Here is a 26,122-nt window from a genome sequence, read left to right as displayed (position 1 = left end):
AACGTCCCACCGATCCCAGTCCGGAGCGGGGCCGCGCTGCGCGGTGCCCAAGTAGCGAGGCGCCTTGACGACGCCGTCGCCTATGGCTTGGTAGAGCGCACTGGAGCCGAGAGCACTGAGCACGCAGACCCACGTTTGGGTAACCAACTGAGTCCCGGCGCGGGTCAGCCAGCGCGGTGAACGTTGAGGACATGGTCGCTTGTTGTACTGCAGGCCCGCGGCGGTCGCCCGTGCCTGCCGATTCGCTACCTGCCCGAGTACCTCCCCGTCGTCAACATCTGGGCGACGGCATTCCCGCCGGCCGTTGCACGTTAACGTCCGGGATGTAGCCCCTCGGGGTATTGACCCAGGTGGAACTGCGCTGGCCGTTATTGGTGACGACGTCTCCGTCTGTAAGGCAGGTGACGGTGACCCTCGACCCGTTGACGTATCGATCCACGATCGCCGAATTCAGCGCCGGACGCTGGTAAACCCGTGCGAGAGAGCCCGGGGCGATCACGATTTCTCCGGCGACGCACCGGCACGACATGGGGGTCGTGGTGCTGGCAGAAGCGGGCGGGACCGGAATGGCGGGCCACGGAGCAGTTGGACTCGTGGGCATCGGCGTGTAGGTCACGGGCGACGGAGGCGTCGCTTGCTTGCTGTTCAGCCAAGACTGTAGATCGACGGCACCGCTCGCAATCCCCGCCACGGCGCTCATCAAGCTCGCGAAGGCGACGACGGCGGCGAAGCAACCGCGCAGGCCTCTCATCGTCGACCCCTCCTCCCTTTGCTCGCGCACGTCGTCCGCGATCCCGCGTCCGTCGCGCTCTGTACTCATGTGCTTAGGCCCAGTGGCTCGGGCAGTGGATCAGCGCGACGTGTACTTTCGGGTGGAGACCCGCCCGGCACGTCGTCTCAACGCGCCGGACGGGTCCTCATCTCGTCCTAGGCAGGCTGCACCGCGAGGAATTCAGAAACCTCGCCGTTGACAATCTGACACTGCCATTCCCGGTTGTACACCTCGCCAGCGAACAGGAAGGAATCGCCCGCCTGCTCTTCATCGACGTACGTGACGCGGTTGATGATGAGGCGAAGACGGGCCTTCCAGGCGAAGCGGCCGTCGTTCGTCACCCTGAAGACGAAGTTGTGCGAACCGTCCTGAAGAGTGCGCTGGAATCGCCGGGTCTCGTTCAAAGGAACGCTGACCGCCGACAGCCCGTTGATGAGCAGATAGCCGTTGTCGTCGCACGGTCCGATGTCTGCGAGCAGGTGTGCCGAAGGCATCTCGAGTCCTCCATTGGATCGGGAAGCAAGTTTCCGATGCTCCCACCACGTCCGCCAGGCCTGGTGCCCGTCGATCCGCGGCGACTACACCGTGACCGACGATCTCGTCTGGATCGAAGGTCTGCGGGTGGAAATCTGCTTTGCCTCCCGGGGTCTAGTATCGACATCAATCCCCACCCTTGGGTGGACACCGCCGCTCCACGCTCGGATCGACGACGAGATCACCTGCGTCGTGCAGGATCCTTGTTCATAGCCGAATCACCGGCAGAGGGCTTGAACTGAGGAGAACACCATGAGCACCAACCGGTACCGCGTCACGTTCAACGGCTTCCACGTCGTGTCGGAGACCTGGGACGATGCACTTGATATCGACGGTCAACACGACGAGGTCTATCTCGTGTGCGTGAACAAGAAGTCCCGTCGGGACGGGACCATCGTGTACGGCGGCGCAGGCTCGACCTTCGTCTCCGCCACGCTCGGGGACATCAGCAGCCCCAGCACCCTCGGACCGCGCGTCAAGGCGGGCACCGCTCGCCAGCCCTGGTATATGGGTGGCCAGGAGGTGGGTGGCCTGATCAGTGGTGACGACATGCCGTCAATCGCCCCTTGGACCCCGCCCCGTGCAGACCAGCTGGCCGGCAATGCTCCCCCGTGTCGGGTGTGGGAGGACGACCTCGCCGAGGACGAGGTGGTTCATCTCGCTCCCGCACTGTGGGAGTGGGACATCGCTAGCCCTCTGAGCGGGTGGCTCCAATGGCAGGTAGAGACCGACGCGCAGTTCGGGGAACGCGCCAAGCAGGTGTTCGGGCCGATATCGGGGGCCTACGGCTGGGTTTTCGACGCCGTTTCCCTGGGCATTCAGACCGTTGGCGGTCTGGAAGGCCTCTTTCGTCCGGCCGGACGGCCTGGCAGCCGCCCGATCGGTGTTACACGCGACCCCGCAAAGTCGGACGCAGGCTTGTTCAACCCTATGATCATCGAACTCACTCAGAACTCCGCCGAGGCGCTGCTACGGGCTAACCCGGCAAACGCGGGTCTCGGGGTCCTGAGCATCCCCTATCAGGATGACCCGTACCTGCGGGGCCACTACGTCCTCTACATGCAGGTGCACCGCGTCTCGTAAGGCGGTGCTGTCCTAGCCCGGCGTCGGCGACGAGGACATTCGGTGGCAACGCGTCTACTTCTGTTCGACCGTAGGGCCACCCGCCGCGTCGCTCCTTCCGTCGGGTGGGGGAGGGACCGGCGACTGCGGTGTCGCCGGTTCTCCGCGGTCACGCCCCCGAGCGCGGCGATCGCGGTAGCGGCTCGTCCAAGGCCACGAGCCTGCTGCGATACGCAAGCGCGACAGCTTGAGCGCGGTCCCTAATCCCGAGCTTCATGAAGATGCGGTTGACATGGGTCTTGACGGTGGCAGTGACGATCGTGAAGTGTTCGCCGATCTCGTCGTTCGACAGCCCATGCGCCATCAGCGCCAAGACGTCGCGTTCCCGCTTGGTGAGCTCGGCGACTTCGGCGACGGGCGGGAGGACGGACATCGGACGGCGCGCGAACTCCTCGATGAGATCGCGGGTGACGGCGGGATCGAGCCACGCTTCGCCGTCGGCGACGGAGCGGATCGCAGATACCAGTTCGCTCGGCGCCGCGTCCTTCAGGACGAATCCGGTCGCGCCGGCGCGCATGGCTTCGTAGACGGCCTCAGAGACGTGGAAGTTCGTGATCATAACGACGCCGACCGGCCGGTCGGCGTCCGTCACCGAGTCGAGGGCGGCCAACGCGCGGGCGACCTCGACGCCGTCCAGGACCGGCATCCGGACGTCGACGACGGCGACGTCCGGGTGGTGGCGGCGGATGGCCGCCAGTGCCGCCTCTCCGTCACCCGCCTCGGCGACCACCTCGATGTCATGCTGGGCGTTCAAGATCATAAGAAGGCCGGCTCGAACGAGACGGTCGTCATCGGCGAGAACGATGCGGATCGGCACGACTCCTATTGGCACCTGTACGGGGCGATCGACCGGTGAATGAGCGCACAGTTCATCCCAATGGACGCTGCTCGCAGCAGTTTGTCGCGGAAAGGTTGCATCTGTCGTGGAGGGGGCGGTATGAGCGAGAACGTCGGCGCGGTCGTACTGGCGCCACACTCCCGCGCTGGCGAGCGCTGGGCGTCCGGGAGGTTGATCCGAGAAGAGGGCGGCGGCGGCCGCCAAGGCGTCCTGGTGCCGGCGCCGCCCGCGGCGCTCGTGAGGGAGGGAGCTGCTCTCGAGGCACTCGTCTTTGCGCTACCCCTCGACGAGGAGATGATCGTCCAACGAGTACGGGTCATCGAGGCTGACCGGTACCACGACGACGCGAAGAACCTCGACACAGTGCTCTACGCTCTCGAGCACCGTACACTGTACGAGGCTCTCTTCCTAGGGCCGGACGTCGACGCCATCGCCAAGATGCGTCGCGCGCAGGGCGGCAGCTTGTGGGCTGCTTTGCAGGCGCTGGGGAAGCTGACGGGCGACCGCTGGCGTTCGATTTCCGCGCAGGAACTCGATGAGGCTCGGGCGTTGGAGAAGCGGCAGTCCCCCGTCGACTGGATCGACGAAGGCGGCCACGACGACTCCTGGCGCTGCTGGTTCGTCCGCTGTCGATGACGGCCGGCACGACCTTGGCGCGGCCCGGCCGAGCCAGAAAGATCGACGTCGCTATCGCGGCGGGCGCGTGCCCGCTCGACCTCATCACGAACTCCGACGTCCTGTCCCGCATTGTTGATGCCGATGTGCTCGGCGCCGCGACCACCATCACCTACGCGGCCGCCGGGTTCGCCCTCCTCGCCTGGCGCCGGCGGTGGCCCGTCATCGTCACGGCCGTCCTGCTCGCCCACCTGCTCGGTGCAATCCTCCTGCTCCCTGACTATCGTCCGCTGCTCGCGGTACCGCTCGCCCTGTTCACCGTGGCCGCACAGTGCCCGACTAGACTCTCAATCATCACTTTCGGCGCTTCCTACGTGCTGGCCACCATCGCGTACGTTGTCGCCGAGTTGTCCCTTCCGCTTGCGCCGCTTGACACTCCGGAGGGAGTGATGCGCGGCGTCGCCCTCGGGCAATTGCTTATCCTCGGCACGGTGTGGGCCTTCGGTCGATGGACCCGCGCCAGCCGGCTGAACGCGCAATACCTCCAGGAGCTCGCGTCGTTGCGGCAGCGAGACGCCGTGCGGACGGAGCGGTCGGCCATCGCCCGGGAACTGCACGACGTCGTCTCGCGCGCGGTTACGATCATGGTGCTCCACGCCTCCGGCGCGCGGGAGAACGTGCACGCGGATCCCTCCCGAGCCGTGGCGGCACTCAACTGTGTCGAGAGCGTCGGGACGGAGGCGATGACCGAGCTCCGCCGGATGCTCAGCGTGCTCCGTCATGTGGGAGACGACCAGGACGCCATCGGGGCGTCGGAGCAGATAGCTGACATCGACGCGCTCGTCTCTCCGTTCCGGCTCGCCGGTCTCATCATCAGCACCGAGCAGCGGGGTCGGCCACGAAGTCTTACTCCGGAGGTCGCGCTGGCAGCAGTGAGGATTCTCCAGGAAGGCCTGACCAACGCACTGCGCCATGCAGGCCCGGGCGCAGCCGTCGCCGTGACCACCGCCTGGAACGAGGAGTCCCTCGCGGTGGCAATCGTTGATGACGGTGGTTCGGGCGCCGCGGTTTCAGAACGGCTCTCAGCCGGCGTTGGGCTCGCTGGAGTGCGGGAACGCGTCATGCTCACCGGTGGAACCGTCGACGCGGGCGCGCGCCCCGACGGTGGATTCGTCCTGCACGCCCATCTACCAGCTCACCCCGCGACCGGCGCTCCGACGTCCACAGAGCTGTCAGGGGGCTCTCCAAGAGCCTGATGCAGGCTGTAACTAGCGCGCTTGTGCTGTGGCTGGCACACCGATGCCGTGAGTCTCCCCAAAGTGCCCGGAGGCTGGTGTGCTCCCGGTACGGCGGCGTCAGGTTGCTGGGTTCGCGGGGTCGCCGATTGGTCCGCCAGCTCTGCGAGCCGGCGCGCCCGCGCAGACGTTCGTCACCCTCGCGAAGCCGGCGCAATCCATCTGCGACCTTTCCACGCTGATCACGCACAACACTTCGGTAGACGTCGCCGGTACTGGGGCGGACAAATCCGCGGTAGGTGACGTCGTCCGCAGGTCGACGCGGCTGTTGAGCTGCCGGTAGGTCGCAACGCGCTCGGTGAAGGGTGTGCTGTCGGCGAGTGCGAGATCCGCCGCGCGCTCGCCGCCCGCTCCGAGGAGGCCCCGGCGCGCACAGACGACCTCGCCTTCCTCGCGGCAGTGCTTGGCGACACCGAACGTCGGCGGGAGGCCGAGCAGGTCTACGCCCAAGCTCGCGCCGAACTACAGCAGCGCCCAGCCGGTGGCGAGCGTGACCTTGTCTTCTTGGTCGCCAACGAGGCACTGTTCGCGCGCCGGAACGGAGAACACGACCGCGCGGAAGAGCTCCACCGAAGCTGCGGCCCGTGCAGAACGCCTGCTCGGCTCCGAGCACCCGCAGACCGGGACAGTCCTCGCGAACTGAGCAGCGCCCGCTGCTGCCCGCGGGCAAGAAGGCCGCGCACGGCCTTGAGTGGGCTCGTACCGGTCCAGCGCGTGCAAGAGTCCGATGGTCGCGACCTGTTCGGGGTCGTCGAGGGGCTCCCCGCGCCCCGTGTAACGCCGAGCGATGTTCTCGGCTACGGGAAGGAAGGCGACGGCCAGCCTGCCGCGTAGTTCCTGTCGGCGTTCGTCGTCGACGCGGAGAGCTGCGTACTGGGCCAGCAGCGGGTCGAGATGGGCATACTCCTGGCTGCGCTCAGCCACGCGCGGTCTCCCAAGCTCGCGCCGCGAGGACCGCTGGGCTCGAGGTCTGGGGGCCCACAGGCGCTAAGCGGGCGAGGCCGGCGGTCACTGCGGTGGAGTGTTGGCCCACAGCTCCACTCGATCCTTCGCAGCGGAGTCGAGGGTGCGTCGATTAGCACCGATGGAGCACATAGGAGCAGCGCGGTGGCGATGAGGAACTGGCGCCGCATGTAATGAAGCCCAACAAGGCGCATCCCGCAGCTCACGCGCCGACTTGGCCCGAACGTCTTAGCTCGTGGATCGAGAAGAAACGAAGACCGTCAATACTACGGCAACAAGAGTCGACGCCGGACGGTCCTGCCTTGGTCACTCTTGAGTCAACTTGAGGGGTGGGAACTCGAAGTCACTCGAATGGAGCTTGACGAGCAGCATCGATCAGACGCTAACTCTATGAGCGAGGGCTGCCGAGACCGCCGCGATCATCCTGCGGTGAGCGAGCGATCGCTGGAGGTGTCACGACTATGGGAAGCTTCGCTGCTGGCGTTCTCACCTACTTCTGCGCAGGCGTCATCATACTGGCGTTCTTCGCGGTTCTACGTTGGATTGGAACTCGCCTTCACTTGCCGTCAGCCCGAAAGTATTGGTGGATCGCCGCGCTCGCCTTGATCGGTAGTGTCATTGCTCAGCTTGGAGGGGCACAAGCAATCGGCTGGGCGCTACTGGGCGTTCTAGGAATCTTCGCGCTGTGGTTCTTTGCTACTGAGCACATTGGTTCCAAAGACATTGATAGCGATGCATTTACGAACACTGATGGAAATGATTCGACCTAAGGGCGACACGCTGATAGTCACGAGAATTTCCGGTCGCAGCGCGGCCTAGGTTAGACCCGACCACAGAGGGAACACGCTAGTTGGACTTGACCCGTCTTAACGCACTCTTCTCGATGAGTATCGAACGTGCACCGAATCCTCTACTTTGAGGGCAGGCATGCCGCGGTGGTCGTTTATTGCCCTTGGCACATGGTGGGAAACTCGATAAGGCTGAAGGTGGAGTCGACGGGCGATGAGTATGTGGCGACGGTCGTGGGGAGAAGTCATGACGGGGCAACTGTTCATGCGGCAGTATTCTCGAATGTTCGGCTAGGAATTAAGGACGACGGGTGGAGTGCTGGCCAGCGAGCTGTCATGGGCAACCTCGGTGCGACCAGCGGCACGATCTTCACCCCCAGCAGTTGCGACCTAAGCCTATTTGCTGGAAACGTCGTTTGTGATGACTGGACCTAGGTTCCGGAGCCACGGATCTAGAGACCTTCACTGGCTCTAAGGGTCGTTGGAACCTCATGGGAGCGCGGGGCGCTCGCCACCCCCGCACCCCAGGCGACCTCCGGGGAGGGGGATAGGGCAGGTCTCCCCGCCGGCCACCACAAGGGCGTAGCACCCCAGGGCCAAAAGGCCAGTTCGTTCAGCGCGTCGTTCGTCGGTTCGTTGGTGAGCTCGTTGGTCTGCGGCGGGATCGTCCTCGTCGTGAACCCGTAGGCGCCGGCGCTCGTCGCGGACTTCAGCACGACGCCCGCCTCGTGGACGGGCAGGTCCGACGTGTTCGAGATCTTCAGCTCAAACCCGGCGGGCTCACTGAGGCTCACCCAGCACCCCACCTTCTCCGCCTGTGCCCGTCGCCGGTCCTGGCGCTCGCGATCGATCACTAGGACCGCCGCGGTCAACGTCCCGACCGTTCCAATCGCCGCGACCCACGCCGGCAGGTTCCCGAGGTCGGTCCGGTACGTGTCAGGCGCAACGGACAGGAGTAGGGCTACCGCGACGGCCGCCGCAACGACGTAGAAGGCGCCCAGGACGACGAGCGGTCGCGTCACGAAGGCTCGTACGGGTGCTTCGGCGCGTCCGCGAGCTCGGGCGAGAACGGCGGGCCGGAGTCGCGGTCACGCGGCACCTCGGCGAGCCGACTCCGGACGTCCTCGACGGCCCACCGCGGATGACCGCCAGGCGTGACCCACGCCGGCCGGATTAGGCCCTCGCGATGCCATCGCTGCACCGTGTGGACATGAACCTCCAGCTCGTTCGCGAGCTGACCGGTTGTGCTGCCTCCCGCCACGGACTGATGATCGCACTCGTTCGCGGTCGTCTGCTCCACGTTGCGACCTCAACTGACGAAGACGTAGCCAAGATGATCCTTCAGTGCGAGTGCTGACAGTTGCTGATGATCCGGTGTCGCGCTGACCCGCCTCGAGAGGACCAGGCATGCCCTCGAGCACGCCGCAGACGGCTCTCGCTCGGGGCGCTGATCGAGATCTTGGAGCCACCGGAACTCCGTGACCGGATCGCCGAGATCGCCTGCACCGGGGTCGGCCATCGATGCAGCCCATCGGCTGCCGGCACCCACAGGTGGTCCCCAGCGACGAAGCACTGTCGTGGCCTGGGGGGTGGGATCGAGACAGCCCTCCGCCAAGGCACTGGTCCGATCGGACGAGAGCGGTAACAGAAGGTCCACTATGGACGACCCCTCGGTGTCCACACTGGATCATCAACGGGGGCTACGTGACCGACACTCGTCAGCCGCACGAGCAGCAGCCTTACCCGGCGGGCGTTCCGCGGCCGCCTGCAGGGCAGCCGGGTCCTACCGGCATGCCGTCTGCCGGTTACCCCAGCGGGGGTGGCCAGGCCCCCGCGTTCGGGCAGTGGACCCCTCCGCAGCAGGGCCAGTGGAGCCCCCAGCAGCAGGTTCCGTGGGCTCCGCAGCCGCCCTTGCAGTGGACCGCGCCGCAACCGCCGTCGCAGCCCAAGAATGGGCTCGCGATGGCGACCTTGATCCTCGGCATCATCACGCTTGGCTTGTCGCCGCTGCCGATCCTTAATCAGGCCGGGATTCTCGTGGGGTTGGTCGGCATCGGGCTGGGCCTCGTGGCTCTGATCATCGGGCTCCGTCGCCGGGTCCGCGTGATCATGTCCGCTGTGGGTGTGGCTCTCTCGATCTTGGGCCTCATCTCCGCATTCGCGTTCACCCAGTCCTTCGTGAACAGTCTGAACACCATCGGCTCGAACGGATCAGCAGGCCCAGCCACGCCCGCTCAGGCCGTGGGCGGCAGCGAGTCCTCGGAGGCTCCGGCAGCCCCGCCGACCTACACGCTCTCGATCTCAGGCTCGGCCCGAAGCACCAGCGTGACCTGGAGTGTCGACGGGTCCTCCGGGAGCGCCGGCCAGTCGACACGGGTGCCGTGGACGAAGACCATGACCGCGGGCAGCGACTCGTTCCACAGCGTCACGCTCAGCGCCTACACCTACCCCGGGACTCCCGGAGACTTGACCTGCACGATCACCGACCAGTCGGGACGAGTGCTCGACACCAAGTCCGCCGCCTCCCAGGGCGGCCAGTTCGGCTCGGCTTCTGTCATGTGCTCCGCCTTCGGCACGGGCTCCTGAACCAGCCAGCTCCTCGGCTTCGACAGCGTCGACGATCGTCCATTTCTGCACGCGGGCCCGCCGGCTCGATCCGCGATTCGGTTTGATAACGGTCGCCAGGTAATGGGTCGGCGCAGAGCACGCAATCCGAGCTTCGCCTACTCGTGCTTCGGAACTGCACGACGAGCGAGCTCGGTAGACACGTTGATGCGCCAGTCACTCCGCGAACATGGATATCTCAAGGTCGTCTACAGAGGATCGGGGAGAAGCTTCAGGGCCCGCTCCACGTCGAGCTCGGCGAGGCGCGCCAACCCCCAGCGCCGTATCCGGGCGCGCGACGAGGGGGCGGCCAGGCGGTCGGCCAGGGCCCACGTCCGCTCGGCCTGATGCGCGGTCATCGCGGAACTGAGGGCGCAGGGCCACCGTCCGTACCACTGGAGCTTCTCCGGGGCGAGGCGGCCAAGTAGGTCGAGCACGTGATCGATCAGCCCCGCGTCAGCCAGAGCTAGGCCAAGGTGCCCGGGATACTCGAGGTCCTCGATCCCGAGCTCGAGCATCACATCGCCGAGGTCGCGCAGCTCCACCGTCACCGAGGAGCGGTGAGGCCCCGTGAGACGCGGAAGGAGTACCGCGAGGGATCGGACGCGGTTCTCGCCCTGCGTGCCGGCGCGCACGTACTCCAGCACCTCGTAGGCGATCGTCGGGGGGCAGGTCCGGGCCGCGGCGTCGCAGATCATGGCGGTCGATCCGCCTCCCATGGGGGTCGTGCTCGAGGATCCGCCGGGTCAGCTCCACCCGCTCGTCATCGGCGAACCAAGGAGCGGCGGCAGCAATGACCGCGGGCGGGGCCATGCGGTTCCCGGTTCCGTCGAGGGCAGTCACAATGCGACTCCCGGCCTGGCGGTGCGGACCGACCGCGAGCAGCTCGTTCGCTTGGACGCGCGGCACCACACGCGTCAGGTCGGTCGCGAGCTCCGAAGCCTTCCCGAAGGGAATCCGGCCAAGGGCATCAATGGCCGCCGTCAGTGCCTCCGAGGCCATGGCGGAGGGCACGAGGGGCGCGATCGCCGTGAGGGTCGCCACGGCGACCTGATCACGACGCTTGTTACTTTTCGGGAGCCACCAGGCGGCCGCCATAGCCTCGTCGAGGCGATCGTGCCGCACGAGCAGTACGGCGTAGCCGGCGGTGGCCTGGCCAATCTCGGGCACGAACGCGTCGTGTAGCTCGGCGAGCAGCGCATGTGCGGCGTCGACGTCGATGGCGTCGAGCACGGGTGCAACGACTCCAAGGCCCCGAGCACGCTCGTCGACAGCCCAGACGCCACCAGCGCGCTCCCTCAACAACGCGAGCGCCCGAGCACCATTCCAACGCCGGTGCCGCACCATGGCGGCGGCGAACTCGGGGGTTAGCAGTTCGGTCTGCTCGGCCATCGACGGCCTAACGAGCTCCGGGCGCGTCTGCTCCGGCACGGAGCGGCGCGTCCGGGCACCGTCGTCGACGGGGTCCACATACCGGTCCGGCTTCGCCGTGGCCGAATCGGATGAGGGGCTTGGACCCGGTCGGGCCCCGAGCCGTTCCCATGCGCGCCGGGCGCGCTGCCACAGGTTCGTCATCGCCCTGCCCCTCCCGGCCTCGTTCAAGTCGCGTGTCGTGCTCCGACTAGGATTCACCCGCCCCACAAGTTCGACTAGGTCTATCCACCCGTTCCGCGCGATCAGCGCAAGAAGACCGGTTCGCCCCGGGTTCGGCGGAGTTGGAGCTGCGATTCTGGTCGCGTGACCCCGGAGGAGGGTTCGCGGGCAGGCGTGGTTATCCGTTGGAGCTCCGGCGCAAGTTCCTGGACTTGGTCGAGGCCGGACGGCCGGTCGCCGACGTCGCGCGCGACCTCGGGATCAGCGCTGAGTCGATCCACACGTGGCGGCGCCGGGACCGCATCGACAAGGGACTGCAGCCAGGTCTGATCAGCGCCGAGAAGGCCGAGCTGACCGCGGCGAAAGGGGCGGATCGCCGAGCTGGAGACCGAACTGGCCATCCACCGCCGGGCCTCGGAGCTACTCGGGAAGGTGGTGCCCCCCAACAGGCGGTACGAAGCGATCGCGGTGATGGCCAGCGAAGGTCTGCCAGTGCAGATGGCCACCCGGGTGCTGGGAGTGACCGAGTCCAACTACTACGAGGCCCTGACCCGCGCACCCTCAGCCCGCTCGATCCGCCACGCCTGGCTGACCGACCAGTGCCGGGAGGTCACCAGGCCTCGAACGGCACCTACGGTGGCCTCCGGGTGCACGCCGAACTTACCCTCGGCCGCGGGATCACCGTCGGGCACAACGCGGTCGAGATGCTCATGTCCCACGCCGGCATCCGGGGGATGGTAGGCCGGCCACGGTGGGAGCGCCCGCGCCCGGACCCGATCGCCAAAGACCTGGTCGACCGCGACTTCGCCCGCTCCGAGCCGAACCAGCTGTGGGGCACCGACATCACCGAGCACCCGACCCGCGAGGGCAAGGTGTAGTGAGCGGTGGTTCTCGACGTGTACTCGCGACGAGTCGTGGGCTGATCGATCGACGCCTCCCCGACTTGCGCTGGTCACGAGCGCTCAGGATGGCAATCGACTCCCGGACACCGCCGGCGGGAGCGGTGATCCACTCCGATCGCGGCAGCCAGTTCGGATCCTGGGCGTTCACCGACCGGGCCAAGGCTATGGGGCTGTTGCCCTCGATGGGCAGCATCGCGGACTGCTTCGATAAACGCGGTCATCGAGTCGTTCTGGTCCCGCATGCAGGTCGAGCTGCTCGACCGGCGGCGGTGGAAGATACCCGCATCGAGCTCGCCAATGCGATCTTCGGGTACCTCGAGATCTGACACAACCGGCGGCCGCCGGCACAGCGCTCGTGGCTGGCGTCACCGATAGAGTTCGAGAACAAGAACAAGATCGTCGTGGCCTGAAGCTTTCAGCGACCCCGACTCCGCGGACCCCGGGACACCCCAAGCTCTCCGGACACGCCGAGGCGGTTCAGATAGGGCGGCTAGGACCGACGTGTCATGACCAGATCGGCGGTGTCCTCGACCGCGGTCAAGCTGCCTATGCGACGTTCTTGTTCCAGGAGGTTGATCAGTTCGTCGCGTTCCGATGAAGCCGCCGGTGACTGGTTCGGCCAGCGTCCTCGCTGCGGTGGTCCTCGTCTGCAGGCATTTCGCGTTGGGGCTCCCGTGCCGATTGTCTTGAGGATCGTGGTGCGGGTCGTGGTGCGAAACCGAGGCAATCGGTGGGTCGTGGTGCGGCCGGGGAGACCTAGGCCGACACTGTTGTTGCTGGTAGAGGCTGTGGCCGCTAAGCTGCGGTGGCCTTTTAATCCGTTGGTTGTGGGTTCGAGTCCCACGGGGCCCACCACTGGTGACCGGCAAGTAACGAGCGGTGTCGGTCAGTGCCCCGTAGCGCGCCTGCTGCTCGACGAACTCGCGTGGCGACTTCGCCCACTGTTGGACGTCGGGATCGTCCGCGCCGCTGACCACCGAGACCGCGCGGGCCCGCCGCGCGGCCTCTGACCCGCGTCCCGGTCGACTTCTCGCTATCTGGTCGAGTAGCGGGCGTGGAGGGGGACCTCGTTCCACCCGCAGCCGGCGAAGGAGTGGCTGGTGGTCGTCCACGGGCCGTCGATGAAGCGGCCGCCGTGCCAGTTGTACTTGTGCTTGCAGAGCACGGTGACCCGCCAGGCGACACTTCGCGGGCCCCCGGTGCAGACCGCTGTGCCGCCGCCGGTCCAGGGGCTGGTGGTGTGCACCCAGGCGCTGCACCCCTGCCGATAGGGGCCGGCGTCCGCGACGCCTGCGCCCGCGACACCTCCGGCGACGATGACCGCCGCCACGACCGCGGCGCCGGCAGCGCCGCGCAGCGCCTTGTCCTGCAGTGCACGCAAAGTCTTCCGCACCGGAACTCCCTGCTCGAGGTTGCCCGCGCCCCGAACGGGCGCGGTGTCACGGGTAGGAGCAGCGAGGAGGTCGGTGTCGCACACTTTTCTGCGCACGACTTTCGGCGTGCTCGCGACGACGCCTCTCGCTCCGGTGGCACGGCTCAACGGGCTCGACTCGGCAGGACGCTCCGAGGGGCGGACAGAGGGCCCGGCGACGGTGCTGGAGCGCGTCCTCCGCGGGCGGCGGCGCCTCGGTCGGCCTAGGGCGTGTCTGACGGATCTTGATCGCGGTGTGGGCCAAGATGCTGGTCGTGACGGGTGACCGGTCGGTGATCTCGGATGCGGCGTGGGCACGACTGGAGCCGTTGCTGCCCGACCGCACACCGCGCCGCGGTGGGCGGTGGCGTGATCACCGTGAGGTGCTCGAGGCGATCGCCTGGAAGTACCGCACCGGGGCGCCGTGGCGGGCGCTGCCCGAGCGGTTCGGGCCGTGGCAGAGCGTCTACGACCGCCATGTGCGCTGGTCAGGCGATGGCACCTACGACCGGCTTCTCGCTGCGGCGCACACCGCCGCCGACGCCGCGGGCGAGCTGGACTGGCTGGTCGCCGCGGACTCCAGCCTGATGCGGGTGCACCAGCACGGCGCCACTGCGCGACGCACCAGCGGCAACGCCGCCACCGTCGAGCATGCCGAGCAGTCCGTGGGGCATGCCGGCGGCGACTCCGGGTCCGACACAGGGGGCCGGTCAGGGATCTTGCCGTGATCCCTGGTGGGTCGAGCCCGGCGACCACGCCATCGGCCGCTCGCGGGGCGGGCTGACCACCAAGCTGCACATGCTCACCGACGGCCAGGCTCGCCCGCTGGTGCTGCTGCTGACCGCCGGCAACGTCAACGACTGCCCGACGTTCCCGCAGCTCATGGCCGGGCTACGGGTCGCCCCGGCGGGTCCGGGCCGGCCGCGGACCCGCCCGGACTACGTGCTGGGCGACAAGGGCTACAGCTCGCGGGCCAACCGCGAGCTGCTGCGCCGCCGCGGCATCGCGCACACCATCCCCGAGCCGCGGGACCAGCAGGCCAACCGCGCCCGCCGCGGCTCGCGCGGCGGGCGACCGGTCGGCTTCAACGCGGCGCGCTACAAGCGCCGCAACAGCGTCGAACGCGGCTTCAACCAGCTCAAAGCCTGGCGCGGGCTGGCCACCCGCTACGACAAGCACGCCATCAACTACCGCGGCGCGCTCACCTACCGAGCACTCCTGGCCTGGCTACCTTGATCCATCAGACACGGCCTAGCAGTGGGGGACGCCGGGTGCCGGCTGGTTCGCGGGCATGCCGTCGTCGACGAAGTGTGCGTTGAGGTAGCCGCCGTTCTTCTGGCCTTCCCCGACTTCGGGTCGCGAGATGTTGTCGACGGAGTAGTAGAGCCGGTTGTCGTCGGGGCCGACTGGTGTCATTCCGTTCTGGACGTAGCAGGTGACCTGGACCTGTTCGTCATGGCGGACGTTGTACTGGACGTCGCAGGCGGGGCAGGTCGCGCCCGGGTAGTCGGTCGTGTAGGCGAAGCTGACGCGGCCGCTGTCGGGCACGTTCTTCAGGCCGAAGATCGGATGAGCTTCACCGACGGCGGGGTTGTCGTCGGGGTCGTCGGCGGGGATCTCGTCGTCGGACGGGTCGGCCGTGACGCCACCCGACGGCTCGTTGTCGGGATCGCCGTCCTGGCCCGGCGCCGCGGCGTCGGCGAGGACGCCCCCGTCGGTCGGGCCGGGACGTTGCTGCTCGGGAAGGCGGACCGGTGTCACAGCGTCTTCGGGCACGACGGGAGCGTCGACGGTCGTCCCATCGGGCGCCGGGTCGGCGATCTCCGGCTCACCCGCTGCTGGACGGGGACCATCAGGGGTGACGGCCGCGGACGAACCCGGGGCAGGCAAGGCCGGGGCTGCCACTCCGGCAATCGGCGCTCCGGGCGCTTCGAGAGCCGCCGGCCGTTGTGCCTCCGTGCCGCTGCCGCCCGCCGCGACGGCCAGGAAGACGGCAGGGACGGCGATCAGGGCCACGACTGCTGCGACGATAAGTGGGAGTGTTGCCGTGGCGGCACTCGACATCCCGCCGCCGATGGCGCTCGGCCACCATCCGGCTTGTGCCGCCGAGCCGCCGGCGCCGGAAGCGCCGGTCGCTGCACCTGCGGCCGTCTCGACCGAGCTGGCCGACAACAGCTGGCCGGCGTCGCGCGTGACCGCGTCCTCGAGCCAGTGGGGGGCGGGGACCATGACGGGTGCGGCGCCGAGCAGCGCTTGGGGTGAGACCAGGCGTCGGCGCGCGTCGGCGCAGTCGGGGCAGCTCTCGATGTGGCGGTTGATGCGCTTGCGCAGCAGGACGGTCATGGCGCCGTCCCAGCCGTCGAGGAGCGCGTCGAGCTCGGGGCAGGCGTTGCGTTGGTGGCGTGCGACGAGGAGCGCGCCGAGGCAACGTTCGACCGTGGTGCGCAGTCGGGAGACGAGGGTGTTCGCGTTGGTGGCGCTGACCCCGAGCGCGTCGGCGAGCTCTCGGCCGTCCAGCCCGTGGCGGTAGTGCAGTTCGAGCACGGTCCTGTCGCGATCGGACAGACCGCCCGCAGCGGCGGCGACCAGGGCGGCGAGCTCGCCGACGGCCGCTTGCGCTTCGGGGCCGTGCTCGGGGCTCGGGCGGTCGGGCAGCTCGTCGGCCACCTGTTCGCGGCGGCGTCCGCGCAGCCGCGCGAGGGCCTCGTGGCGGGCGATGGCGTAGAGCCACGGCCGGAGCTTGTCGTGCTCGCGCAGCTGGCCGAGCCGGGTGGCGGCGGTGCAGAAGACGTCTTGCACGCAGTCCGCCGCCACGTCGGGATCACGCAACATGCCCAGGCAGAAGTCGTACAGCGCGTCGCCGTAGCGGCGGTAGATGGCCGCGAACGCGGTCGGGTTGGTCGGTGCCGCCGCAGCCAACGAGGCGTCGCTGACCCGCATCGGGCCGGTCGCGAGATCGTGGTGCTCGCGCCGCGGACGGGGGAGCCGCGCGCCCAGGGACGGGAGCGGCCCGGACAGCGGGAACGGCGCGCCGCCGGCGAGGGGGCCACGCGACGCGTTCCCCCGAGGGGCAGGGATCGGTGGCCCGGTCTCGTGCCCGCTCGCGCGGGGGCTCTCGACCGTCACGTCGTGGCCACCGAGCAGTGGCCGGGCTGACACGCTTCCGCCAACGTCACTCCCTCCCTGACGCGGGCGGCGACAGCGCACCCCCGGTGCGCCGAGCCGCCCGCTCCCCCCTGGTCGGGCGTTGATCGACCCATCGCCGGTGCGCGAGCAGACGTTTCCGATCACCGACGAACGGTCGGCCGGTCGCGCCCGACGGCACCACGACATCCCGGCGAGCCGCGGTCACCGGCCGGCCGGACGCCCGCGAGAAAGTCGTCGAGAAAAGTGTGCGAGTCACCGGGGCCCGCCGCTCCTACCCGCGTGACCGCCGCCGAGCCCGGCCGCGGACGAGCTGCGAGGAGCCCCCATGTTCCAGCGTTGTGCCACGTCGACCGGCTTCCGTGTCCTGCTCGGTGGAGCGCTGACCGCCGGTCTGCTGTTGCCCCTCGGCGCCGGTGTCGCCGTCGCGACCCCACCGGTGCCGGTGTGTGTCGCAGTGGGCGAGGCGAACGCCCTGGTCGATGAGCGCCAGGACGCCCTCGACGAGGCCCTGGCCGCGTACCACCGTCAGAAGACCGTCGTGGCCACCACCCGCGCCACCTACGAGCGGCTGCAGGCCGACGACACCGCCACCGCGGCCGACATCGAGGACGCCCGCGTCACCGCGCAGCGAGCGGTGGAGCGCAACACCAAGCTGTTCGCCGCCCAGCAGGCAGCCGGGCGAGCGCTGCAGGAGGCCGTCCGTGAGCGGGCCGACGCCCGCGAGCGCGCCGAGGGCGTCGACTGCACGGACGGCGGGACGGACGGCGGGACGGACGGCGGGACGGACGGCGGGACGGACGGCGGGACGGACGGCGGCACGGACGGCGGGACCGATGGCGGGACGGACGGCGGCACGGACGGCGGGACCGATGGCGGGACCGATGGCGGGACCGATGGCGGCACGGATGGCGGGACGGACGGCGGCTCGCAGGGCGCGCCGGTGATCCAGCCGGTCACGGTGCACCAGCAGACGAACGTCCACCCGCTGTCGGTGTACCTGTGGAACGGGGGGCGCTGGGTGGTCTACAGCGACGGCACCGCCGTGCGCTGCGGCTCGGGCGGTGCTGACGTCGAGCGGGCGGAGGTCGTCGACTCGGGTGTCGAGCAGGGCGCGCCGTCGACCGAGGACGTGGCCGACGCCGCCTACCCGGAGGGCGGAGTGGCCGCCGGCGACGGCTCCGGCGCGACCGCGCCGGTCGTGCCGATCGCGGCCGGCGCGCTCGGTCTCGCCGCGCTGGGCGCCGGCGGCGTCGCCTGGCACCGTCGTCGCAGCGCCCTGTGACCAGCCGTCGGGCTGCTCGGCCGGCTGCGACCTCACCGGGGAGACGAGCGACGAGACGGCCGGGCATCGGCGTCCCGGTCGTCCTCGTGCTCGTCGCCGTGGTGGCCTTCGCGGTCGCGCTCCACGCCGGCGTGAGCAGCGATCGCACCGGACCGGCATCGGTCGGCCTGCCCGCGGGGCGGGCCGCAGTCCCGATGCCCCTCGAGCCGGTGCGGACGACGGCGTTGCGCGTCCCGTCGATCGGGTTGGACACCCGTGGGCTCGTCGAGCTCGGGCAGGATGCGGATCGTCGCCTCGAGGTCCCGCGGGACGCGGCGACGGTGGGCCACTACTCGGGCGGGGCGCCGGCGGGTGGGCGGGGACCGGCGGTCTACGCCTCGCATGTGGCCTACCGCGGCGCCGAGGGCGGCTTCGCCCATCTCGCCGAGCTCGAGGCCGGCGACCAGGTCCTCGTCGAGCGGGCCGACGCGGTGACGGTGGTCTACCGCGTCGACCGGGTCGAGCTGGTCGACAAGGACGCGTTCCCGACCCTCGCGGTGTACGGCCCCACCACCGCCCCCGAGCTGCGGCTCATCACCTGCGGGGGGACGTTCGACACCGACGCCGACAGCTTCGAGGGCAACGTCGTCGTGTACGGCACCGCTCTCGAGGCCTACCGAACATGAACGTGGTGCGTGCCCTGTCCTACGGGGCTGACGGCGCTCGCCGGCCGCCGGGCACCTCGACGTCGATGGCGAGACTCTGGCCGGACACCGGACGATTGTTTGGCCTTGCCTCGTGCGGGCGTCTCGGGATCGGTGACGGACCCGCGGGCAGGACGACCGCTCCACCGCGACTTGTGCGGGCTTGTGCGGATGGCCTGCTCCGCGCGCCGCCGTCCGGCGTTGTCCAGCCGCCACTTGGCGGCCACGTGAACACCTGGCTCGAACGGACCGATGCGGTGATCAACGCCAGTCCGGGGGAGGCGGCTAGCGAGTTGTGCCGTGGCATAGCTCGTGCCGCGGGAGTGGAGGGGGTACGCGATGACGTTCGATGCTCGAGGCCCGGCGATCCCGGCGTGACCGTCGATGACGCGCATGCAGGCGGGCGGCACAGTGCGGAGCAGCGTCGTGACGATCCCGGAGCTTGGGCTACGCCAGAGAACTGGGCGAGGCCGGATCACTGGGCGGCGCTCGACGCTTGCACTGGACCAGTCGCCGCACAGGACTCGCCGAAATCTGACACCGGGCCACGTCTGATCCATCCGGCAGTGGCTCGCCTGCCCCGGCCACGGCGGGGCGGGGAGCACGCGACCGGGCCATTAAGAGTCAGCGACGCAGCTCTCGCCGCTGCCGCACCGACCAGCCCGACCGCGTTTGCGGCGATCTACCGCCGCTACGGCGGCGCGTTGTACGACTTCTGCCTCGGGATGCTGCGCGACCCCGACGCCGCGGCCGACTGCGTCCAGGACGTTTTCTGCACCGCCGCCACCCGGCTCGGGCAACTCCGCGAGCACGACAAGCTCCGGCCCTGGCTCTACGCCATCGCCCGCCACGAAGCCCTCGCGCGGCTGCGCGGGCGCCGGCGCGAGGAGGTGGCCGACGAGTTGCCCGACCGCCCGAGTCCCGAGCACAGTCCCGACACCCTGGCCGCGCGCCGTGAGCTCGCCGACCTGGTGGCCCGCGCGGCGGGAGGACTCAGCGACCGCGACCGCACGTTGCTCGAGCTGCACTATCGCCACGGCTTAGACGGCCCCGAGCTCGTCGACGCGCTCGGGGTCAGTGCCACCAACGCCAACACCCTGGTCTCGCGGCTGCGCACAACGGTCGAGCGCTGCCTCGGCGCACTGCTGGTCGCACGCCACGAACGGGAGGCGTGTGCCGAGCTCGGCGACCTGCTCGGGAACTGGGACGGGACCATGACCGTCCTGCTGCGCAAGCGCGTCAACCGCCACGTTGAGCGGTGCTCGAGGTGCGGTGAGGCTCGTCGCCGGCTCCTGTCGCCGGCGGCGCTGCTGGCCTCGGCGCCCGTCGCGGTCCCGGCGCCCGGCTGGCTCGGTGACAGCGTCGCCCGTCAAGCGGCACCGATGCTGCACGGCACCAGCGGGACCACCGCGACCGGGACGTCGTGGTGGCCTGCGGGTTTCAGCGGCGGCACGCACACCAGTGCCTCGGCACTGGCATCGATCGTCGCGGCTGTCATCGCGGTCCCGGCCGTTGCGCTCGCGATGCTGACGGGTGAGGGCACCACGCTGACCTCCAACGGACCGGGTGCGCTCGTGCCCCCGACGAGTGCGATACCCCCGAGCTAAGGCGCGACGCCCACCGCCACCTCGTCCCCGACGCCGAGCACATCTGCAGGGCCGGTACCGACGTCGCGTCTGGTCCCCGGCGCGCCTGGGGCACCGTCCGGGAGAGCTCGACCGGGCGCCCGGCCCGGCCAGCCCGCTGTACCAATCCCAACAGCGCCGCTCGGGCCCTTCCGACGCACACCCGCGGCGCCGGCGCCGGTAGAGCCGACCCGCGTTGCTCCACCTGAGACACGCTCGAGCGACCCGGGATGCCGCGAGTGCACCTCCGCGACGACCACGCCGTCCGATACGCCGTAGGGAGCGGTGGCAGCGGACCGGCTCGGTCCGAGCCCTGAGGAGTCGATTGAGGTTGGCGTCCGCCCGAGGCTGTCTAGCTTCGTCGGGCTACCGGGGAACCTCATGTGGCTGACTCGTGGTCACTTGCAGTCGCCCCACATCGCAGTCGTGTCTCGGGACTGGCCGTGACCTACTGTTAGCGGGCGACCGCGGGTCTACGAGTAACCCGACCTACTGCGCTCATCGTCGCCCGAAGCGTCGATCCGCCTGACCTTGTGGAACAACGGCACCGATCTCGCCAGCGCACCTCAAACGAGGAAACCGCTTGGTAGTGCGGCAGCCCTATAGACCTGTCGGGAGACCGGAGACATCCGATAACCGGCTTCTACGTTAGCCTCCGCTCTCGGAGCGGCCCTGAGGATGCCTAGCGTGGTGGCGTGGGAGCCAGCGCGACGCTACGACTCGTCGTCGGGGCTGGCTTCCTCCGCTAGCAGCTCGGCAGACTTGCCTGGTGTGCGAGAGCGGTCGAAGCCGTAAAACTGGTCCGATTCGCGCTGGAACTCAGCGATCAGCGCCTTCCTCGTCAGCCAGTACTCGCGGTCCCAGGCGATCCACTGGTACTGGCCTAGGTGCTCACCCCTAGGGACGGACTTTCCCCGAAGATGCTTCCACAACTCGGATGCCAGGGAAACTACCGGATCTGAGGCTGACAATCTCACCTCTTCGAAAGCTACCTGCGTTTCTGTAGGGGCTATGCTGCGGAGTGTCATCACGTACTTGTCGTCATCTCGGTCCTGCCGTCTCTCCCTTCGCGCGCCGCTGATCTGACGATGTATGCTAATAGTGCCGCTCAGAAACTTTGCCAGTGCGGATGTCTGCTTCTCGAATGCGGCGGTACGCCTCTTGTCTTCAAGCTCTTTGTCGATGCGTTTCAGCGAGTATTCATGCTCGATCTCTTTGGCTTCCATGTTGTGGCGGTGCTGAGTCTCGGCCGCCCGGGAGTCGATTCGTGCTTTGATGAATAAGGCTACGAGGCTTATGGTGGCCGTTATCGCTACGCCGATCAGCGCGAAGACCGCGTTGGCTGCACCTGAGTTCAAGACATCCCCCCTCTTCCTGGTCATCCTAGCTAGTGGAGTTGGCTTGAGAAGGACCATCTTGTGGGGTGGAGATCGAGGACATCACCCTGTCCGTCTGGCGGAGGCTGGAAAGACGCGGCGACCGCCGAGTGACGTTGACGGACCCAGCGAACTCGGTACATGCCGCATGGCGGCGGGCGATCGACGGTGTGTCGGAAGGGTCTGGTTTCGGCGGGCTTGCGGCTGCGTCAAACCGGGCGGGACCGGGACGACCTCATGGTTCGGCTCGAGGCCGACGATGGGCAGCCGAACTCCCGACCGGCTCCGCTCCCGCGGCCCGGGGGAGCCACCGGGCGCCACCCGTTGTGTTGAGTTCGACGGACGACCACGCCGAAAGGCTGGACGTGGAGGTCGGGTGTCGGTGTTTATCCCTTCGCCTCGCTCGTGAGGGCTTGGAGTGCTGCGCCAACAGCGTGGGCGGGTCTGAGCGTCGACAAGAGGTTTGAGCCCGGTGTGAGCAGAATGCCGCGATCGCGCTCGCCGAATCGGACCCACCGGCAGATCACCGGCAGCCTTCAAAAGCCAACATCTACAGCTACGACGCGGGCGTTGCCGGGATGCAAGCCCGTGTAAGCGATCCTGCTTCGTCGCGGCCAACAACCTGCGGCTCTTGTGGCTTCTCTTGGTTTGAGTGCATCTCACCTAGTCCGGCACAACTCCTCCTTACCGAGGTTACGGTCCGGCGCGTTCATCGATGGTTATCAGGCACTTCGACGATCGGTGCCCTATAATCGTCGTGGTCGGGATCCGCGTACTGATGCTGCGCTGTGGGGGCGTTCCCGAGGAACACTCTGCCCGCCGTACCGGAAGGCGACCCATGGCGCAGCGCACTACCGTGACCCTGCTCGATGACCTCGACCAGAGCGAGGCCGACGAGACCGTTGAGTTCGGTCTGGATGGGGTGAGCTACGAGATCGACCTCACCGCGACGCACGCGGCCGGGCTGCGCGACGCGCTCAGCGACTTCGTCGAGCACGCGCGACGCACCGGGGGACGCGGGCGCGGCAGCTCGACCGGCGCAGCTACTGCGTCGCGGTCTAGCTCGGGGAGTCGCGGCGGGCCCGGCGGCAGCGCGAGTAGTGGAACCTCGGTTGATCGCGAGCAGAACCAGGCGATCCGGGAGTGGGCCCGCACGCAAGGCATGACCATTAGCGATCGAGGCCGCATTTCCCGCGAGGTCACCGAGGCCTATCACCGCGCCCGTTGAATCGACCTGCTCGCCGCCGCACAGACAAGCTCGCTTCCCAGCGCCATCCGTTCGAGACGGCCCGTGGACCGGCCAAGCGGGCACGGGTCGTCGACTCGCAGCCCGAGTCGATAACCCCCAGGAGCGTCAGGGGTGCCCGCGGGCGTCGTCGACCCAGTCGAGCTTGTGGACCTCGAAGTCCGTGATGTGGGGCTCGGGAAGGTTGGCCTGCTCCAACGCCTCGCCCAGCCCGGATTGCAGGTAGTGGCCGATTGCGTCGGTGGAGTCCCGCACCTCGATCACGCGTAGGCCGCCGTCGGCCTGCCCGGCGATGTGGAGGTGGACACCGTGGGGCTTTGCCGAGCCGACCGTCTGATCGACCTGGTCGTATTGGTCGAGAGTCGCGCCGGGGATGTCATAGATGCGGCAGATCATCTGTCTGTCTCCTCTTCTACCTGCCGAGTACCTCCGGCCGGGCAGCAGGGTGCGAGGTAGCGCGGCCGGTCTCGAGCTCGGTCGGTGCCTGGAGTTGCGTGGGTCGCCGCTACGTGGTCCGCGCGGTGACGCCGGCCGTGGCGGGGGTGGGTGCTGTCGACTGGAGGGCGAGCAACCCGCACACGGCCCACAGGACGTCCCAGACGACGATCGCGATGAGCGACGCCGGGGCGGGCGGCCCGCCCGTGAAGATCAGGATCGGGGTGGTGGGGACGAGGATCCAGATCCCGATCAGCAGCGGGAGCAGGCGCCGCCACCCGTGCCACACCTGAGCCCGCGCGACGGCGACACCGGCCAGGATCATCCCCAGTCCCGACAACAATGGGCCGAGCCCGAACAGCGTGTTGCCCACATCCGGACTCGACGGGTAGACCAGTTCAGCCGCGACGAGCAGCGCCTGCCCGAGGACTGCGATCCCGAGTCCCACATGGCCGGCGCGCCGAGTCCCGATCGCACCGACGCCGACGAGCGCAACGACGACGGCGAGCTCCCCGAGGTGCAGGACGGCTTGCGCGACGCTGCTCCAGCTCGGCGACCAGCCCGCGATGGCCGCGATGCCGTAGGCCACGCCCAGCACGGTCACGACGACGCCGCCACCGGCGATGCTTCGGGTGACCTGAAGTGTCATCGCTTCCCCCTCGCCGATGGGACCCTCGCCGCGACCGAATATCCGTTAGAACTTGCGCTAGTGCTACCACTAGTAAGTGCTTTAGTAGAGTGCTCGGAGTGGGTGCTGTCAAGAAGGGGACCGACCGCCCCAGCCGGAAGGAGAAGGCTCAGGCCACTCGCCGGCGCATCCTGGCCAGCGCGCTGGCCGCCTTCACCGAGCGCGGGTACACCGACACCACCGTCGAGTCAGTGGCCCGCGACGCCGGGGTCGCCGTGCAGACCGTGTACTTCACCTTCCGCACCAAAGGCGACCTGCTCCAGGCGACCTACGAACACGTCGTCCTCGGGCCCGACAACCTGCACCCGCACCAGACCGACTGGTGGCGCGCCGTGGAGCAGGCCGACGACGTCGTCACCGCCGTCCGCGCGCTGGTGGAGGGCACCACCGAACTCCTCGAGCGGGCCGCGCCGCTGGTGTGGGCCGTGCTCGGCGATCCCACCGCCCGCGAGGCCTACGACCACAACGAACGGCTACGCCGCGACGGCAACGAGCACCTCGTAGGCGCCCTCGCCGCCAAACACCCGCTACGAGCCGGCCTGCCCTCCACCACTGCCCGCGACATCCTGCTCGTGCTGACCGGCCCGCAGCTCTACAGCCAGCTCACCCGCGACCTGGGCTGGACCCCCCGCGCCGTCGCCGACTGGATGACCGCAGCGGTCCTGCGCGAACTGTTCGCTCTCGACACCGCGCCGGTGGGTCCCCGCCTCGGCGACTGACCGACGTCTTCGGCCGCCGTCGGCTGCCGGACGAGCTGGTCGAGCTGGTCGAGTGTCTGTGGCCGTGCTTTCCCCGCGGCGGAGGCGCACGTCTGTTGGAACACCGCCGGCTGCCCGACGAACTGCTCGCAGGTCGAGCCGACCTCTTTGAGTAGCCGGTTGTTCCCTGACGCTCCTCTCGACGACGAGTTGAGCGGCGCTTCAGGAGTGCCGGTGTGGGTGTCAGCTGGCTCCGTAGGGTCGCCCGGGGGGGCTGCGCCGCGAGAACGCGGTCGGGTGGCGGCTGCGGCCGCAAGAGCTGCCCCGCACGACCGCCGAGCGGACGCTGGTCACACGCGGGCTCGTCGTCCATGCTCGACGGGGAGGTGGTGGCCTCATGAGCGGAGGGCTCAGGACCGGAAACGTCTTCGCCTGGATCCGTTTGAGGCATACGAGACTCTCCGGCGGACACGACTTCTTCTACTACTCCGTAGCCCAGTTCCCGTATACCACTGCTGGGCGAGAGGTCGAGGTCTCGCGGGAAGAAGCGGACGCGTGGGCCGAGGCCGGGCGCCGCTACAGCGCGATCCTCACCGAGGCGCACACGCTGTTGGACAGCATGCAGCGGCGCCCCCCGATCCTCCCCGGTGCCTATGGTCGCGCCTCCCGCTGTTACCGAAGGATTGCGCGCCGAGCGACCGCCACCTACCGGCCGGTGTCCGAGACGATTAAGGCCAGGCTTGCGCAGCCGAAGACCGATGCGGAGATCGCCCGCGAACAGACCAGGGCGCACGAGGCCTTGATGCGGTCGGTGCGATCAGCGCCCGCCGAGCGGGCCCCGGGCGTCGGTGGACGCGCGGGGTCCCCGGCCGCTCACGGATACGGACCGAGCAGCAATTACGGCAGCGACCACGTGCCCGGGCTCACCGGAGGCGATTCCGGGGGCGGGCATACCTCGGGCGGGGGCTTTGGCGGCTCGTTCTGAGCTCGTCGATGAGACCGCAGGCCCTCCTCGGGACGTCCGTGGGCCGCTGGTGAGCCTCGGGCGCGGTGGCATCCCGGTGACCGAGCGCGTGGTGGCGGCGCTTCCGCGGTTGAACGCGTCGGGGTAGGTCGAGGCGGGCGAAGCCCTGATTGAGCTGGAGGGCCCGAGCTGCGCGGCCCGCCGTCATCGGCTGCTCGCCTCCAGCGACGACGCTCTGGTTCGCCAGTACTGCGCCGGGTGCCTGTCCATGCTGCGGTATGTCGGGGCGATGCCGGCGCTGCCGGCGGCCGACTGCGCCAGCTGCGATCGCGGAGCGAACCCCGGCCTCGCCGAACCCCGGCCTCGCTGAACCCCGGCCTCGCCGAACCCCGGCCTCGGTGACCCCGGGGCGAACCACCGACTCCGCCGAACCGGGGACACCCCACAGCCTCCACTGAACCCGGTGCGCTTCACTGGACGGATCCGGTCCGCCACCGGCCGCGGCCTGAAGCCAGCCGGATAGCGTGATCTCAGCGTCAGG

Annotated in this window: 26 protein-coding genes; 15 read left to right on the top strand and 11 right to left on the bottom strand. The window is 68.8% G+C overall.

What is annotated here, in order from left to right; genetic code table 11:
* Positions 1 to 927: 927 nt before the first annotated feature.
* Positions 928 to 1,266, bottom strand: a complete 339-nt coding sequence (locus WCD58_RS15395; RefSeq protein ID WP_337703937.1) for a hypothetical protein — start codon at positions 1,264 to 1,266, stop codon at positions 928 to 930.
* Between the two features lie 292 nt (positions 1,267 to 1,558).
* Between WCD58_RS15395 and WCD58_RS15390 the strand changes: the two genes are divergently transcribed.
* Entirely contained in the window at positions 1,559 to 2,389 is an 831-nt protein-coding gene (locus tag WCD58_RS15390) for a hypothetical protein (RefSeq protein ID WP_337703936.1), read from the top strand.
* 148 nt (positions 2,390 to 2,537) lie between these two features.
* Here WCD58_RS15390 and WCD58_RS15385 read toward each other — a convergent pair whose 3' ends face one another.
* A complete protein-coding gene (locus WCD58_RS15385) occupies positions 2,538 to 3,245 on the bottom strand; it encodes a response regulator (protein WP_337703935.1) in 708 nt (235 codons plus the stop codon).
* Positions 3,246 to 3,365: 120 nt separating this feature from the next.
* On the opposite strand from WCD58_RS15385, the gene WCD58_RS15380 reads away from it, so the two are divergent.
* Both WCD58_RS15380 and WCD58_RS15375 read left to right on the top strand, forming a co-directional pair.
* Positions 3,366 to 3,902, top strand: coding sequence for a hypothetical protein (locus WCD58_RS15380; RefSeq protein ID WP_337703934.1), 537 nt, complete (start codon positions 3,366 to 3,368; stop codon positions 3,900 to 3,902).
* On the top strand, positions 3,899 to 5,137 hold the full coding sequence (locus WCD58_RS15375) for a sensor histidine kinase (RefSeq protein ID WP_337703933.1): 1,239 nt from the start codon (positions 3,899 to 3,901) through the stop codon (positions 5,135 to 5,137). Before WCD58_RS15380 ends, WCD58_RS15375 begins: the two co-directional genes overlap by 4 nt.
* Before the next feature lie 501 nt (positions 5,138 to 5,638).
* Here the strand turns inward: WCD58_RS15375 and WCD58_RS15370 are convergent.
* On the bottom strand, positions 5,639 to 6,100 hold the full coding sequence (locus tag WCD58_RS15370; protein ID WP_337703932.1) for a sigma factor: 462 nt from the start codon (positions 6,098 to 6,100) through the stop codon (positions 5,639 to 5,641).
* A gap of 500 nt (positions 6,101 to 6,600) precedes the next feature.
* On the opposite strand from WCD58_RS15370, the gene WCD58_RS15365 reads away from it, so the two are divergent.
* Entirely contained in the window at positions 6,601 to 6,909 is a 309-nt protein-coding gene (locus WCD58_RS15365) for a hypothetical protein (RefSeq protein WP_337703931.1), read from the top strand.
* Positions 6,910 to 7,379: 470 nt separating this feature from the next.
* Here WCD58_RS15365 and WCD58_RS15360 read toward each other — a convergent pair whose 3' ends face one another.
* Both WCD58_RS15360 and WCD58_RS15355 read right to left on the bottom strand, forming a co-directional pair.
* Positions 7,380 to 7,949 carry a hypothetical protein gene (locus tag WCD58_RS15360; RefSeq protein ID WP_337703930.1) on the bottom strand — a complete coding sequence of 190 codons (570 nt, stop codon included), beginning with the start codon at positions 7,947 to 7,949 and terminating at the stop codon, positions 7,380 to 7,382.
* Positions 7,946 to 8,227 (bottom strand): MerR family DNA-binding transcriptional regulator, encoded by a 282-nt coding sequence (locus WCD58_RS15355; RefSeq protein ID WP_337703929.1) that lies wholly within the window; start codon positions 8,225 to 8,227, stop codon positions 7,946 to 7,948. The genes WCD58_RS15360 and WCD58_RS15355 overlap by 4 nt, the downstream gene beginning before the upstream one ends.
* Positions 8,228 to 8,889: 662 nt before the next feature.
* Here WCD58_RS15355 and WCD58_RS15350 point away from each other — a divergent pair.
* Positions 8,890 to 9,513 (top strand): hypothetical protein, encoded by a 624-nt coding sequence (locus tag WCD58_RS15350; RefSeq protein ID WP_337703928.1) that lies wholly within the window; start codon positions 8,890 to 8,892, stop codon positions 9,511 to 9,513.
* 227 nt (positions 9,514 to 9,740) lie between these two features.
* On the opposite strand, the gene WCD58_RS15345 is transcribed toward WCD58_RS15350, so the two are convergent.
* The gene (locus tag WCD58_RS15345) at positions 9,741 to 10,229 is read right to left on the bottom strand and encodes a hypothetical protein (protein WP_337703927.1); all 489 of its coding nucleotides are present in this window, start codon (positions 10,227 to 10,229) and stop codon (positions 9,741 to 9,743) included.
* A 28-nt stretch (positions 10,230 to 10,257) separates the two neighbouring features.
* On the opposite strand from WCD58_RS15345, the gene WCD58_RS15340 reads away from it, so the two are divergent.
* From WCD58_RS15340 to WCD58_RS15330, 3 genes are all read left to right on the top strand, one after another.
* Complete coding sequence (locus WCD58_RS15340) at positions 10,258 to 10,716, top strand: hypothetical protein (protein WP_337703926.1); 459 nt, start codon at positions 10,258 to 10,260, stop codon at positions 10,714 to 10,716.
* A 530-nt stretch (positions 10,717 to 11,246) separates the two neighbouring features.
* Positions 11,247 to 12,002 (top strand): transposase, encoded by a 756-nt coding sequence (locus WCD58_RS33665; protein WP_373696230.1) that lies wholly within the window; start codon positions 11,247 to 11,249, stop codon positions 12,000 to 12,002.
* An 89-nt stretch (positions 12,003 to 12,091) separates the two neighbouring features.
* Positions 12,092 to 12,352, top strand: a complete 261-nt coding sequence (locus WCD58_RS15330) for a hypothetical protein (RefSeq protein ID WP_337703924.1) — start codon at positions 12,092 to 12,094, stop codon at positions 12,350 to 12,352.
* Between the two features lie 707 nt (positions 12,353 to 13,059).
* Here WCD58_RS15330 and WCD58_RS15325 read toward each other — a convergent pair.
* Positions 13,060 to 13,419 (bottom strand): hypothetical protein, encoded by a 360-nt coding sequence (locus WCD58_RS15325; RefSeq protein ID WP_337703923.1) that lies wholly within the window; start codon positions 13,417 to 13,419, stop codon positions 13,060 to 13,062.
* A 284-nt stretch (positions 13,420 to 13,703) separates the two neighbouring features.
* On the opposite strand from WCD58_RS15325, the gene WCD58_RS15320 reads away from it, so the two are divergent.
* A protein-coding gene (locus tag WCD58_RS15320) for an IS5 family transposase (protein WP_373696233.1) occupies positions 13,704 to 14,673 on the top strand; the annotation gives its coding sequence in 2 pieces (ribosomal slippage) (positions 13,704 to 14,065 and positions 14,064 to 14,673; 972 coding nt in all).
* Positions 14,674 to 14,688: 15 nt separating this feature from the next.
* On the opposite strand, the gene WCD58_RS15315 is transcribed toward WCD58_RS15320, so the two are convergent.
* On the bottom strand, positions 14,689 to 16,377 hold the full coding sequence (locus WCD58_RS15315) for a sigma-70 family RNA polymerase sigma factor (RefSeq protein ID WP_337703922.1): 1,689 nt from the start codon (positions 16,375 to 16,377) through the stop codon (positions 14,689 to 14,691).
* Between the two features lie 532 nt (positions 16,378 to 16,909).
* Here WCD58_RS15315 and WCD58_RS15310 point away from each other — a divergent pair.
* From WCD58_RS15310 to WCD58_RS15300, 3 genes are all read left to right on the top strand, one after another.
* On the top strand, positions 16,910 to 17,866 hold the full coding sequence (locus tag WCD58_RS15310) for a hypothetical protein (protein WP_337703921.1): 957 nt from the start codon (positions 16,910 to 16,912) through the stop codon (positions 17,864 to 17,866).
* Between the two features lie 86 nt (positions 17,867 to 17,952).
* Positions 17,953 to 18,531, top strand: coding sequence for a sortase domain-containing protein (locus tag WCD58_RS15305; RefSeq protein WP_337703920.1), 579 nt, complete (start codon positions 17,953 to 17,955; stop codon positions 18,529 to 18,531).
* Positions 18,532 to 19,115: 584 nt separating this feature from the next.
* On the top strand, positions 19,116 to 20,156 hold the full coding sequence (locus tag WCD58_RS15300) for an RNA polymerase sigma factor (protein ID WP_337703919.1): 1,041 nt from the start codon (positions 19,116 to 19,118) through the stop codon (positions 20,154 to 20,156).
* Between the two features lie 731 nt (positions 20,157 to 20,887).
* Here WCD58_RS15300 and WCD58_RS15295 read toward each other — a convergent pair.
* Positions 20,888 to 21,556: a hypothetical protein gene (locus tag WCD58_RS15295; RefSeq protein WP_337703918.1), complete on the bottom strand. Its 669-nt coding sequence runs from the start codon at positions 21,554 to 21,556 to the stop codon at positions 20,888 to 20,890.
* Positions 21,557 to 22,388: 832 nt separating this feature from the next.
* Between WCD58_RS15295 and WCD58_RS15290 the strand changes: the two genes are divergently transcribed.
* Positions 22,389 to 22,778, top strand: coding sequence for a histone-like nucleoid-structuring protein Lsr2 (locus WCD58_RS15290; RefSeq protein ID WP_337703917.1), 390 nt, complete (start codon positions 22,389 to 22,391; stop codon positions 22,776 to 22,778).
* A gap of 126 nt (positions 22,779 to 22,904) precedes the next feature.
* Here the strand turns inward: WCD58_RS15290 and WCD58_RS15285 are convergent, their stop codons facing one another.
* Positions 22,905 to 23,192 (bottom strand): hypothetical protein, encoded by a 288-nt coding sequence (locus WCD58_RS15285; protein ID WP_337703916.1) that lies wholly within the window; start codon positions 23,190 to 23,192, stop codon positions 22,905 to 22,907.
* 109 nt (positions 23,193 to 23,301) lie between these two features.
* Positions 23,302 to 23,880 carry a hypothetical protein gene (locus WCD58_RS15280; RefSeq protein ID WP_337703915.1) on the bottom strand — a complete coding sequence of 193 codons (579 nt, stop codon included), beginning with the start codon at positions 23,878 to 23,880 and terminating at the stop codon, positions 23,302 to 23,304.
* A 98-nt stretch (positions 23,881 to 23,978) separates the two neighbouring features.
* Here WCD58_RS15280 and WCD58_RS15275 point away from each other — a divergent pair, with 98 nt between their 5' ends.
* Both WCD58_RS15275 and WCD58_RS15270 read left to right on the top strand, forming a co-directional pair.
* The gene (locus WCD58_RS15275; protein ID WP_337703914.1) at positions 23,979 to 24,638 is read left to right on the top strand and encodes a TetR/AcrR family transcriptional regulator; all 660 of its coding nucleotides are present in this window, start codon (positions 23,979 to 23,981) and stop codon (positions 24,636 to 24,638) included.
* 376 nt (positions 24,639 to 25,014) lie between these two features.
* Positions 25,015 to 25,602, top strand: a complete 588-nt coding sequence (locus WCD58_RS15270) for a hypothetical protein (RefSeq protein WP_337703913.1) — start codon at positions 25,015 to 25,017, stop codon at positions 25,600 to 25,602.
* Positions 25,603 to 26,122: the final 520 nt, after the last annotated feature.

It is taken from the genome of Actinomycetospora flava (assembly GCF_037400335.1).
GTDB classification, from domain to species: domain Bacteria; phylum Actinomycetota; class Actinomycetes; order Mycobacteriales; family Pseudonocardiaceae; genus Actinomycetospora; species Actinomycetospora flava.
The sequence above is the reverse complement of the archived record's forward strand: the minus strand, read 5'-3'. Positions and strand labels throughout refer to the sequence as shown.